The 13,404-nt window shown below is 43.7% G+C and carries 9 protein-coding genes; 7 read left to right on the forward strand and 2 right to left on the reverse strand.

Annotation, left to right across the window (positions count from 1 at the left end):
- The first annotated feature begins 162 nt into the window (after positions 1-162).
- The 6 genes from FD716_RS08605 to FD716_RS08630 all read left to right on the forward strand — a co-directional run bounded on the left by FD716_RS08605 (position 163) and on the right by FD716_RS08630 (position 8,313).
- Positions 163-348, forward strand: a complete 186-nt coding sequence (locus FD716_RS08605) for a hypothetical protein (RefSeq protein WP_139851924.1) — start codon at positions 163-165, stop codon at positions 346-348.
- Positions 342-2,060: a potassium-transporting ATPase subunit KdpA gene (kdpA, locus tag FD716_RS08610; RefSeq protein ID WP_139851925.1), complete on the forward strand. Its 1,719-nt coding sequence runs from the start codon at positions 342-344 to the stop codon at positions 2,058-2,060. The genes FD716_RS08605 and kdpA overlap by 7 nt, the downstream gene beginning before the upstream one ends.
- Before the next feature lie 16 nt (positions 2,061-2,076).
- Positions 2,077-4,101, forward strand: a complete 2,025-nt coding sequence (gene kdpB, locus FD716_RS08615) for a potassium-transporting ATPase subunit KdpB (RefSeq protein ID WP_139851927.1) — start codon at positions 2,077-2,079, stop codon at positions 4,099-4,101.
- A gap of 9 nt (positions 4,102-4,110) precedes the next feature.
- Positions 4,111-4,725 carry a potassium-transporting ATPase subunit KdpC gene (gene kdpC / locus FD716_RS08620; protein WP_139851928.1) on the forward strand — a complete coding sequence of 205 codons (615 nt, stop codon included), beginning with the start codon at positions 4,111-4,113 and terminating at the stop codon, positions 4,723-4,725.
- Positions 4,726-4,891: 166 nt separating this feature from the next.
- Complete coding sequence (locus FD716_RS08625) at positions 4,892-7,567, forward strand: sensor histidine kinase (protein WP_139851929.1); 2,676 nt, start codon at positions 4,892-4,894, stop codon at positions 7,565-7,567.
- 32 nt (positions 7,568-7,599) lie between these two features.
- Positions 7,600-8,313: a response regulator gene (locus tag FD716_RS08630; RefSeq protein ID WP_139851930.1), complete on the forward strand. Its 714-nt coding sequence runs from the start codon at positions 7,600-7,602 to the stop codon at positions 8,311-8,313.
- 202 nt (positions 8,314-8,515) lie between these two features.
- Here the strand turns inward: FD716_RS08630 and coq7 are convergent, their stop codons facing one another.
- Together coq7 and FD716_RS08640 are read right to left on the reverse strand one after the other, a co-directional pair.
- Positions 8,516-9,151, reverse strand: a complete 636-nt coding sequence (gene coq7, locus FD716_RS08635; RefSeq protein ID WP_139851931.1) for a 2-polyprenyl-3-methyl-6-methoxy-1,4-benzoquinone monooxygenase — start codon at positions 9,149-9,151, stop codon at positions 8,516-8,518.
- A gap of 2 nt (positions 9,152-9,153) precedes the next feature.
- A complete protein-coding gene (locus FD716_RS08640) occupies positions 9,154-10,473 on the reverse strand; it encodes an MFS transporter (RefSeq protein WP_139851932.1) in 1,320 nt (439 codons plus the stop codon).
- A gap of 177 nt (positions 10,474-10,650) precedes the next feature.
- Here FD716_RS08640 and FD716_RS08645 point away from each other — a divergent pair, with 177 nt between their 5' ends.
- Complete coding sequence (locus FD716_RS08645; protein ID WP_139851933.1) at positions 10,651-13,338, forward strand: autotransporter assembly complex protein TamA; 2,688 nt, start codon at positions 10,651-10,653, stop codon at positions 13,336-13,338.
- Positions 13,339-13,404 lie beyond the last annotated feature (66 nt).

Raw genomic sequence — 13,404 nt, forward strand, 5'->3', positions numbered from 1 at the left:
GCTGTATTGGCTTTGCTGATCTCTAAAACTAGCTTTACTGAGCAAACATATGCTTTTGTTTGGGATCTTTACGCAAACTTTACGGGGAAGCGCGATTTGCGCATAGCGATTTTACGGCATTGTTTTTCATACTACACATGGGAATCTTCCATTGTATAAGGTATGAGCAAGATGCTTTTACATCCAAGTTATAATCATCGTTATTTAGAAAGTTATCATCAAAACCATCATCAAAGTCATCAACAAAACAATTATCGTGACTTACATGATTGCGTGCAGTATACGCAGCAACATCATGCCGCTGAAGCAAACGTGCACTGCGTTATTCGAGGGGTGTTGCCATGTTAGCATTCGCATTATTATTGACCTTGACCATTATATTGGCCTATCCGCTCGGGAAATATCTCGCTGCGATTATGCAAAATCGCCAGATGAAAATAGACCCCCTGTTTAATTGGATTGAGAAACCAATCTATGCGTTGATTGGCACCAATCCGAAACAGGGCATGAGTGCAAAAAATTATAGTCTCAGTTTTTTGATCAGTTGTATTGTGGTTGGATTTTTGGTGTGGGTGTTGTTCATGGTGCAGGCGTGGTTACCGCTGAATCCCAATAATGCACCGAATATGTCATGGGATTTGTCATTACATACCATGATTTCATTTTTAACCAATACCAACCAACAGCACTATTCAGGTCAGGCCCAGTTGTCTTATCTGTCACAAATGGTCGGCATCGTTGGTCTACAAATTATTACCCCAATGATGGGGTTGGCCATGGTTGTGGCGACGTTACGTGCTTTGTTCCATAAACCTAGCCAAGTTGATACAGCGCATGCAGCAACAAGCCCACACACTCAAAATACCAGTAGTATCAATGTTGGGAACTATTGGGCAGACGTGATTCGTCCGACATTTCGTTTTCTATTACCGTTGTGTATGGTTTGGGCATTATTGCTCAACAGTCAGGGCGTTCCGTCGACCTTTGATGGTGGACCGACTGTCGCTGTACTGGATCAACAAGCTGAAATGAAAGAACAGAAAATTGCGCTTGGCCCTGTTGCGCCAATGGTCGCAATTAAACAATTGGGGAGTAATGGTGGAGGCTGGTATGGGCCAAACAGTACCGTACCTTTGGAAAATCCAACGCCACTGTCAAACTTCTTAGAAATGTTAGGAATATTACTGATTCCAATTTCAGTGATATTTATGCTGGGCTTTTTCACCAAACGTCCTAAATTTGCAGGCATGGTTTTTGGCTGCATGTTGTTGATGTCTGTTATTTCAGGAAGTGCAGCGATTTGGTCTGAGAGCATGTCACCTGTTGCAGATAAAATCAGCATCATGGAAGGCAAGGAAATGCGCCTAGGCTCGGCTGATTCAGCGATTTGGGCTGCTGTGACAACCCAAGTCAACAATGGCTCAGTGGATATGATGCACGACTCTGCTGCACCATTAACCAGTTTGGTGTCGATGAGTAATATGCTGGTGAACGCTATTTGGGGCGGGATTGGCTGTGGTTTACAACAATTTATCATCTACTTGTTCTTAGCCGTATTTATTGCGGGCTTGATGACAGGGCGTACGCCAGAACTGTTTGGCCGTAAGATTGAAGCAGGTGAGATTAAGCTGCTGGCGGCACTGATTTTACTACAACCTCTGGTCATTCTAGGCCTAACTTCAATCAGTTTGATTTTCCCAGGCTTAACTGGCAACAGTAATCCGGGGTCACATGGCATTAGTCAGGTGTTTTATGAATACGTTTCTGCCTATGCCAATAACGGTTCTGGTTTTGAAGGACTGGCAGATAGCACCTTGTGGTGGAATCTCAGCTGTAGCTTAGCGTTGTTGTTGGGGCGTTTCCCCACCATGATTATTCCATTAATTATGGCTGCTCGTTTGGCTGCGAAGCGTCAATCACCTGAAAGCAGTGGCACATTAAAAATCGAAACGCCAACCTTTGCGCTGACTTTAATCGCCATCGTATTGATGTTGACCTTGTTGCAATTTATGCCGGTATTGGTCTTAGGCCCAATCGCCGATCATTTATCGTTGTCTTAGGCTGGGGAGTAACATCATGACAGCACATCATAAGCAAGAAAATACGCCCAGCATTGGACAAGTTGAAGCATGGAAAAATGCGTTCATAAAACTATTACCGCAACATGCCTATCAAAACCCAGTCATGGCCATCGTTTGGTTGGGCACGATTGTGACCTTCATTAGCACCTTGATGGGATTTTCTGAAGCATTCTTTGGCATGGCCGTAACCTTGATTTTATTTATCACGGTATTGTTTGCCAACTATGCCGAGGCGGTGGCAGAAGCCAAAGGCCGTGGTCAGGCGGCCTCTTTAAAACAAGCCCGTAAAAATTTAACGGCACGTCGTTTAACGTCATTAAAAGACAGTGAGGGCAGTCAAGTTGCAGCTACAGCACTGTTAATTAATGATTTGATCGAAGTTCGTGCTGGTGAATTGATACCTGCCGATGGTGAAATTATTGAGGGCTGTGCCACCATTAATGAAGCTGCGGTGACAGGTGAATCTGCACCAGTATTGCGTGAAGCCGGTACGGACCGTTCTGGTGTGATTGGCGGTACCAAAGTATTAACCGATCGTATTGTGGTGCAAGTTACAGCAGATTCAGGCAATAGCTTTTTAGACCGTATGATCGCATTGGTCGAAGGTGCGAATCGTCAAAAAACCCCAAATGAAATTGCGCTTGGAATTTTATTGATGGTCATGACGTTCACCTTTATTTTTGTGGTGGTGAGCTTACCGTTTATTGCAAATTTCCTGAATGTGACGATTAACCCAATTATCTTGGTGGCGTTGTTGGTCTGTTTGATTCCGACCACGATTGGCGGATTGTTGCCAGCCATTGGGATCGCAGGGATGAACCGTGCACTCAAAGCCAATATTATTGCCAAATCAGGTAAAGCGGTTGAAGTGGCAGGTGATATTGATGTATTGCTGCTCGATAAAACCGGCACGATTACCTATGGTGACCGTCAAGCGACTGCATTCTATCCTTTGGTGGGTATTGCTGAATCGGAACTGCGTCAAGCAGCATTGTTGACCTCACTGGCCGACCCAACCCCTGAAGGCAAGTCGATTGTGGCTTTGGCCAAAGACATGGGCGAGAAAGTAGTTGAACCTGAACAGGCTGAGTTTATTGCATTTAATGCCTCTACCCGTATTTCAGGCATTAACTTGGGCGATGGTCAACAAATCCGTAAAGGTGCGTTGGATGCGATTTTAAAATTCACGGACAAAGATGTTAGTAACCATATAGAGCTCAAAACACGGGTCGAGCAAGTGGCATCTAAGGGGGCAACTCCATTGGTGGTGGCACGTGATCAAAACATTTTGGGGGTGATTGAGCTTTCTGACGTGGTCAAACCAGGGATTAAAGAAAAGTTTGCTCGCTTACGTGAAATGGGCATCAAAACGGTAATGGTTACAGGTGACAATCCCTTAACCGCTGCTGCCATTGCCGCTGAAGCCGGTGTGGATGACTATATCGCTGAAGCAAGACCTGAAGATAAATTGGCATGTATTCGCAGAGAGCAAGAATTGGGACATTTGGTCGCAATGGTTGGCGATGGCACCAATGATGCACCCGCATTGGCACAAGCAGATATTGGTTTGGCAATGAACTCTGGGACGCAAGCAGCAAAAGAAGCCGGCAACATGGTCGACCTCGATTCAGACCCAACCAAATTATTGGCTGTGGTTGAAATTGGGAAGCAGCAGTTGATTACTCGGGGGGCATTAACCACCTTCTCGTTGGCCAATGATATTTCAAAATACTTTGCGATTTTGCCAGCGTTGTTTGTTGCTGCGATTCCACAAATGCAAGTTTTGAACGTGATGCGGTTGACCAGCAGTGAAAGTGCCATTCTTTCTGCACTGATTTTTAACGCGATTATTATTCCGTCATTGATTCCACTGGCTTTGCGTGGCGTGAAATTTAGACCTGCAACATCCACCCAATTGCTCCGCAGTAATATGCTGGTCTATGGCGTGGGTGGGGTAATCTTGCCATTCGTGGCGATTAAAGCGATTGATGTTGTCATCAGTGCTGTTTTTCAGTTGTAGGAGTGCCTTATGTCTAATTTAACTTCATCTAGCGTTGCACCCGTTTCTGTATTTGGATTGTTGCGTGCGGCTTTGGGGCTTGCCGCTGTGGCATTGCTGGTGTGTGGCTTTGCTTATAGTGCAGCGGCTACGGGCCTAGGACAACTGCTATTTCCAGATCAAGCCAATGGCAGCCTGATTGTACATGAACAGAAGGTGGTCGGTTCTCGTCTAGTCGCACAACCCTTTGTCAGTGATCAATATTTTTATGCAAGACCCTCTGCTGCGAATTATGAGGTGATGAGTCTTTCTGGAAGTAATCTGGCACAAAGTAATCCCGTGTTACAGCAACAGGTACAACAGCGTTTGCAAGAGATTTCTGCAAAAGAGCAAGTGCCTGTGGCCAACATTCCGAGTGATATTGTGACCACTTCAGGTAGTGGGATTGACCCTGACATTAGCGTCGCTGCTGTCATGTTACAAATTCCACGAATTGCAGCACAGCGTGATATTGATCCAGAGCTTTTGAAAACCTTTGTCATGCAAAGAGTTGAGCAACCAACAGCAAATGTGTTGGGACAGAGCCGTGTTAATGTACTTGAACTTAACTGGGCAATGGATCAAACTTTTAACGTGAAAAAGTAAGTTTGGATTGAATGAAAAGGTTTAGTGATTAGCGCCTTTCTTTTGCACAGCAGTAAAATGCAACCTCTCCCTAGTGAAAAGTAACCTCTCCCTGACCCGCTCCTTAAAAGGAGAGGTTCAGGGAGAGGTTCAGGGAGAGCTGCTGTTATCGAGATTAAAATACAAAATGACAGATGATCGTAAGAGTAAAGTAGATACCTTATTACAGCAGGTCAATCGTTACCAATCTGGGCGGTTGACCATTTTCTTAGGTGCAGCGCCCGGTGTGGGGAAAACCTATGCGATGTTGGTGCGCGCGCGTGATTTATTACAGCAAAATCAAGATGTGGTCATCGGTTATATTGAGACCCATGGCCGTGAAGAAACTGAAAAATTACTTGAAAATCTCCCCATTATTCCTCGTAAAAAAATAAAATATCAAAATCATGAACTTGAAGAAATGGACTTGGATGCGGTACTGCAGCAACGTCCGAAGATCGTCTTGGTTGACGAATTTGCCCATCAAAATGTTCCAGGCAGTCGCCATGAAAAACGCTGGCAGGATGTCAATGAACTGCTTGATGCGGGTATTGATGTCTTTACCACCATGAATATCCAACATCTTGAAAGTCTGAATGATGTGGTGCTGCAAATCACAGGGATACGAGTAAAAGAGACGGTGCCTGATCGGGTGTTGGAACGGATTCGTGATATTCGCTTGATTGATTTACCTGTAAATGAGCTCTTAGAGCGACTCAATCAGGGCAAAGTCTATGTGCCTGAACAGATTCAACATGCCTTACATGGCTTTTTTAACAACTCCAACTTAAGTGCATTACGTGAGCTGGCCATGCAAACCGTGGCCGATCATGTCGAAATTGATGTCCGTGAAAACTTTGTGCTGCAAGGTCAGACGCCTATTCCACTCAACCATCATGTTTTGGTCTTGATTGATGACATGGGAACCGCAGAAGCCTTGGTGCGTACTGGCTGTCGTATTGCAGAAAAACGTGCGGCCAAATGGTTGGTGGTGGCATTTTCACATAGTCATCAATCGAGTTTTAGTTTAAACAGCCCACAACATGGACAAGACAGCAGTCGCAATAATGAGATTGAGCGGGCTTTTAATCTAGCACGGCAGTTGGGGGGCATGACAGAGATTCTTTATGGAGCTGCTCAAGCCAAGGTGTTAATTGATTTTGCGATCGAACGTGGCACCTCAACCTTGGTCATGGCACAAGAACCTCCACGCGCTGTTGTGCTTCGTGCTTGGCGACCGTCATTGATGCAGAGAATCCTACAGACTGAACCGAGTTTTGAAGTCAGTGTGGTGCCATTACAGCAGGTGCAACGTGCTCAGCCGAGCCGATCTGTAAAAAACTATTTACTCAGTCTTCAAGAAAGTACCTTGGTCTTAGTGACCACATTTATGAGTATTTTTTTAGCAAAGTTGGGGGAACACTTTTTAGGGGTTGAAGAGTTATCTGTGATCTTTATTACTGCTGTGGTTTTTGTGGCATCACGCACCAGAATGATTGCAGCGGTCTGTTCGGCATTGATTTTTTTCTTGGCCTATAATTTTGTCTTTATTGCACCACGCTATACCTTGCAAATTTCAGCGCATCAGGGCGTGGTGACGGTTGTTGCCTTTTTAGCTGCCGCCTTAATTGCCAGTCGTTTGGCATCGCGTTTACGTGAGCAAGTTGTGGCACTTAAAGCGGCCAATCGTTATAACAGCATTATGCAAGACTTGGGGCAAAAGCTTTCGGTGGCGGTCAGTTTAAATGATGTACTGGATATTGGTCGTAACAGTCTAGAAAAGAACCTTGATGCCGAAGTTTGGATCAAATTAAAAGATCAGACTCAGCAACCTGAAAATAGCCTGACCATTACAGAAAAAGAAAAAATTTCTGCAGATTGGAGTATTAAACATCAACAAGCTTCGGGGCGGTTTACCCAAACCTTAACCGAGTCGGCATGGTGGTTTATTCCGTTACTGGGCTCAAAGCAGTGTATCGGTGTGTTGGGGCTTAAATTTAGCGAAGACAGTCAATTGAATGCCGAGCAAAAGCAATTGGCAGAAAGCATGATTGAATATATTGCTCAGGCCTTATTGCGAACACAACTGAGCAAAGAGTTGGAAAATGCCAATGTCACGACCGAAACAGAAAAATTACGCTCAGCATTATTGTCCTCGGTTTCTCATGATCTACGTTCACCGCTTGCCGCGATGATTGGCGCTGCTGAAACTTTGACCCATTATCGACATGGGATGAATGAACAAGATCAAAATAGTCTGTTGGAAGCGATTCATCTTGAGGGGGAGCGTCTTGATCGATATATCCAAAATTTATTGGATATGACGCGTTTAGGCCATGAGGGACTCAGCTTAAAACGTGATTGGATTGGCGTGGATGAATTGGTGGGTTCTGCCATGCGTCGTTTAAAAAGATATATTCCACAAGCACAATTTGTATTACATATGCCTGAGGAAAGTTTAAATCTCTATGTGCATGCGGCATTGATTGAACAAGCGATTTTTAATGTCTTGGAAAATGCGACCAAGTTCTCGCCTGAAGACTTACCTGTCACCATTGATGTATTACAAATCGATGATACCCATCTTGAAATTGCGATTAGCGATCAGGGCATGGGCATTCCAGAGGAGGAGCGTAGTCAAATTTTTGATATGTTCTACACCATGCAACGTGGTGATCGCGGGCAATATGGCACTGGCTTAGGCTTAACCATTGTCAAAGCGATCATTGGGGCGCATATGGGGCAGATTTCGGCATCTGCAGGGCCAAAGCAACGCGGAACATGCGTGCGAATGGTTTTGCCAATTCAACAAATTAGCGCATAATCCACAGCAAACTAAACGCAGAATTTTAAACTATGAGCAACAACGCGAGTGCTTCAATTCGTATTTTAGTTATTGATGATGAAAATCAAGTCCGTAAATTTTTAGATATTGCTTTACGCGCCCAAGGCTATAAGACCCTGCTGGCTGAAACAGGGGGCAAGGGCTTGGAATTGTTGGCGCTCAACGGTGCCGATTTGGTCATTTTAGATTTGGGTTTACCCGATTTAGATGGTCAAGAGGTGCTTAAAGAATTACGTAGTTGGTCGAGTGTACCGGTGATTATTTTATCGGTCCGTGCAGATGAAGACGAAAAAGTGGCCTTGTTGGATGCAGGTGCAAATGATTATGTGACCAAACCCTTTAGTGTACAAGAGCTTATGGCCAGAATTCGGGTGATGTTACGTCAAGTACCAACCACGACGGAGTCAGCTGTTTTTGATGATGGCCATTTAAAAATTGATTTTGCACAGCGACAAGTATTTTTATCAGCGGGTTTAATTAGTTTGACCCGTAAAGAATATCAGCTGCTGTCGATGCTGGCACATTTTAGTGGCCAGCTGGTCACCCAACCACAAATTTTAAAAGAGTTGTGGGGGCCAACCCATCAAGAAGACACCCATTATTTGCGCATATTGGTGGCAAAGCTAAGGCAGAAACTGGGCGATGATGCGATTAATCCAACCTATATTGTGACTGAACCGGGAGTAGGATTGCGGTTTTTGGGGAAGAGTAAGACCTCTCCCTAACCCTCTCCTAAAAGGAGAGAATAAGACCTCTCCCTGGCCCTCTCCTAAAAGGAGAGGGAATTTTAGTATCTAAAACGCTCTTCAATATAAAGCTCCTTCTCCCTTTGGGAGAAGGTTGGGATGAGGGGCATTAGGATGAGGAATATATTTCGCAAGTGGAATGAGGGGCTTGGGGCATTGAGGGCGTATTATATTGACGCGCTTAAATAAAATAACTGGTCTTGGTCATTAATTTAGAAATCGCCGTCATGGTAATACGCACGGGGGCTGGAAGATCAACACCACCTGCTTTTAATGCGGTATCACGATGCTGTAATTCATCGGTATTCATTTGCTCTAAGATTTCACGTGAACGTTGATCTTGTGGTGGTAGTTGGCTGAGATGATCCAATAAATGCAAGCTGACTTGACGCTCAGTTTCAGCCACAAAGCCTAGACTGTATTTGTCACCAGCGATGCCAGCCAGCGCACCCATACTGAATGATAGACCGTACCAAACGGGATTCAGCAAACTGGTATGACTGTCGAGTTCATCTAAACGCTGTTCGCACCAAGCCAAATGGTCTTGTTCTTCAATGGCTGCATGCTGCATTTCTTTACGCACATTGGGGAGTTTTGCGGTTAATGCCTGACCGTGATAGAGCGCTTGAGCGCAAACTTCGCCACTATGATTGACCCGCATGAGACCTGCAACATGCCGTGCTTCACTCACACCGAGTTGGCTTTCAACCTGATCACCAGGATTGAGGCGATGTGCTGAGGTTGCACCAGGAACTAAACTTCTTAGGGCTTGGTCAAAGGAGTTAATCAGCTTATCTAAACCAGTATAATTGCGCATGCTTATTCCTCTACGATTTGATCCGTGGTGGCCAACTTAAACGATAATTGACGTAATAATACAACACTGAATACGGCGCTGAGCACCGCGGTGATACAAAATAATATTTTAAGGTCAATTTTAAAAAGACTTAAGATAATAATTGAGAATATTGAAGATGCAACCATAAAGATCGCATTATAGATATTATTGGCAGCGACAACGCGAGCACGGTGAGATGGCGGTGCATAGGCTTGCATCATGGTATAGAGCGGCACAATATAAAAACCACCACTAATGCCCAGTAATGCCATCGACAGCATCACATGATAATACGCTGGGCCCGAATTAAACATTTCATAAATCCCGATCAGTTCACCGCTGCGTTCAGGGAGGAAGGCCAAACTACCTGCTAAATAGAGGGCAAATAGGGTGAGCCCAATTGCGCCATAAGGCACCATTTTTAGACTAACTTGACTGCCACCAATTTTTCTACACAGCAAAGAACCGACTGCAATCCCGACAGAAAAGAAGGTGAGTAATAGACTGACCACATTTTCAGAAGCATGTAGATTGTCTTTGGTCAGCAGTGGAATTTGGGTTAAATAGGTTGCGCCATAAAACCAATACCATGAGTTGCCGAGTAAGACCCAATACACCACTGGGAGGCTTTTTGCATATTTTAAGGTTTGAAAACTGGTTCTAAAAAAATTCCAGTCGATCTCTATTTTGTGTGTGGGAACGGGCTGTTTTAAAATAAATCGGCTACAGAGATAACCCAATCCAGCAATGATTAATACCGTTAGGCTGATCCAAGTCAGATCGCCAGCGGCATATGAGATGACGAGGCCACCTAAAATCATCCCAATAATAATGGCCATCGAGGTGCCAGATTGAAATAACGCATTACCAGAAACCAATTCTTCAGGTTTTAAAATATCAGGCAAAATCGCGTATTTAATGGGGCCAAAAAAGGTACTGTGGGTGCCCATTAAAAATAAAGCGAACAGCAGTAACCATAAATTGCCAATGAAGAAGCCTATGGTTGCAATCACCATAATGATGATTTCCAGTATCTTAATTTTGCGGACCAATCCTGAACGTTCATATTTATCTGCAATTTGTCCAGCCGTGGCTGAAAAAATAAAATAAGGCAGAATAAACAGTAAGGCGACCATATTATTTAGGGTGCTGATTTCACCTGCTTGATGGTGCAGCCACCCGTAGGTGATCACCAACAATAAAGACTGTTTAAACACATTGTCGTTGAGTGCGCCAAAGAACTGAGTCAAGAACATGGGCAGGAAGCGGCGACTGGTTAAGATCTGTTCGTTTTTAGGCATTTTATGGCTTCATTAAAATATATAAAGAAATGTGTCTGGCTGGTAATTATATCGCTAAATTCATGTATGATATTTTTCGTGATGTAAATCATGTAATTTCATAAATTTAAATGTATGTTTGTGCGTTAACTTCGCTTCGTTGCTGCGTTTTCATCCAAATTTAGATCAGAGCTTGGTATGCTAGTAAAAAATAAATTTAGGAAGTCGACACTGGCTTATGACATGCAGTGTATATTCCATACAAATGATATCAATAAATATTTGGTTTTCGGGATTTTTTTGAGTGCCTTTGTTGCACCGATTAGTTTTGCTCAAACAACAGCTGAAGTGGCGACACAGCCAAGTCAATCATTGAGTACACCCGTTGCCATTGAATTACCCGTGATTGACCCAGTGGTTGCCCCTTCAGATCCAGCAAAGGTTTCGAACGACACAGACAGTATGCAGCTCTTGCAGGAGCAGTCTCCACCCAATCCAAAGATTCAGTTTAAACCGATTGAATTTGAAGATTTGGAAGATTTGGCAATCAGTCCTGTTGATCAAAGCATGGCCAATGAAATTTATGCGGCGGCTGATGAAGCTAAAAAAGAGGCTGAGTTGGCGCGTAAAGAATCAACGCGTATTCCAGAACAAGTGGTTAAAGACAGTACTGTACAAGAAATCACAGAGATGACGCGTGCACCTGTCGACATTGATCAGTTGATGAATTCAATTCAAGCTGACAGCAAAATTGTGGTTGAGGCGAACAGCGCAGGCAGAACCTTGAACAACCTCGTGCAAGATGAGTCTGAAGAACCTGTAAAAAAATTAAATTTCTTGCAACGTATCGTCAATAAAGTACGCCCATCCAAAGACAATATTGTGGTTGCTGCCAAAATTACAGTGAGTGTCGAGGGTGCACCACCCATTTTGGCGGAGAATATTAAGGCCAAACTTTCTGCATTTACTGTGGAGTCTTTTACCGAATATAGTTCTGCTGTTCCACAATTACGGGCACTCTCAAATCAAGCTGCGCAAGCCGTTGGTTATTATAATGCAGCCTTTAAATTTGAAAAAGTAACTGAAAGCAAAGTTAAAATTAAAGTGACTCCTGGGAATCCCGTTAAAGTTGAAGAAGAAGAAATTGCATTTTTTGGCGCAGGCGCAAATTTACCGCAATTTCGTGTGATTGGTGTATTACCAGACCTATATGTCGGTGATACCTTTAATCATGGCTATTATGAAAAAACCAAAAGCCGAATTTTAGAAGCGGCAAGTAATAACGGATTTTTTGATGGCTACTGGCTTTTGCATGATGTCAGAGTGAATCAACCTGAAAATACCGCAGACATCAATCTACGTTATGAAACCGGTTCACGTTATAAATTAGGTGAAGTTGAGTTTAGAATGAGCGATCCCTCTAAACCATTCCCAATTAATTTAGATATTTTAAAAACCTTGGCGCCTTGGGAAGAAGGTGCCGATTATACCGCTTGGCGTGTGAATGGCTTGGCCAGTAATTTAACCAACTCGCGTTATTTTAATTACACATTGGTCGATGCAATTAAACCCGACCCGATGGTTGTGCCTTTAGAACTTCCACCAGATATCCAAGCCTTGGTTGATCAACAAAAAATCACTGAGTCTGAATTGGCGGGGCAAGCAACCAATAAAGTAACAGCAGTATCAGCAAAAGAAGTAACACAGACCATCGTGGATGAAAAACAATTTGCGGGGACTGAGGTTTCTCCAGAAGCGGCACGTTCTATGCGTGTTGAAGATACCCAGCACACAGAAAAAGAAACAGAAGCTGAGCGTTTAAAAATATTGGCACGTGAAGAAAAGCGTATTCCTGTGATTGTGACCTTAAATGCCGATCAGTTGAATAGTTTAGAAACAGGTTTGGGATATGGAACCGATACTGGTGTACGCTTACGTAGCCAGTATCGTCGTGCCATCGTCAATCGTTATGGACATTCTTTTGATGCCAACTTAGAGGTTTCTCAAATACGTCAAGCAATCGATGGTCGTTATAATATTCCTTATACCCATCCATTGAATGATTATATTAGTTTGGTTGGTGGTTATGAACGTGAGGATCGCGATAATGTCGGTCCAGATATGAGTTTAGTGATTGAATCTGCAGTATTGGGTGCTGACCGTATTATTAAAGGCGCTCGAATGGATTGGCAGCATATATTTGGGGTGCGTTATCGTCTCGATCGTGTGACCCAACAAGGCGTTATTGATAATAGTGAAATCCCCGATGCTTTTGTTATTCCTGGTGCGCGGCCCGAACAAGAATCATTGTTGATGGGCTATGAAGTTTCTAAAACCTTAGCTGACCAACGAATTAATCCAACCCGTGGCTTTAAACAATCTTATAAACTTGAGTTGGGCAGTCGTTCTTTACTTACTGACACCAATATGGCCATTATTAATACCAACTGGAAAGGATTATATTCATTTGGTGAAAATGATAATTACCAAGTGCTCGGTGGTGCTAATTTAGGCTATATCTTTGCGGAAGATTTTACCAGTGTTCCCTATAACTTGCGTTACTTTGCGGGTGGTGACCAAAGTATGCGTGGCTTCGATTATAAAAGTTTATCGCCAATGGAATATGGTTATAAAGTCGGTGGTCAAGCCTTGGCCGTGGGTACAGCCGAATTTAACTATCAGTTTAAAGAAGGCTGGCGCGCTGCCGTTTTTTCAGATTTCGGTAATGCTTATGACAAAACCTTTAGCAACGAAACTGAATATAGTGTCGGGGTCGGTTTACGTTGGCGCTCGCCAATCGGCCCAATTCGAATTGATGTGGCTTCAGGGATCTCGCAAGAAGGCAGCCCAATTCGTTTACACTTCTTTATTGGCTCACAACTTTAAAGTGATTAAATAAATTGATTTTTCAGCGGTGAATGATCAGGGTGTTGCGTCAACCAGACTGGCTTA

Source organism: Acinetobacter pullicarnis, assembly GCF_006352475.1.
Lineage (GTDB): Bacteria > Pseudomonadota > Gammaproteobacteria > Pseudomonadales > Moraxellaceae > Acinetobacter > Acinetobacter pullicarnis.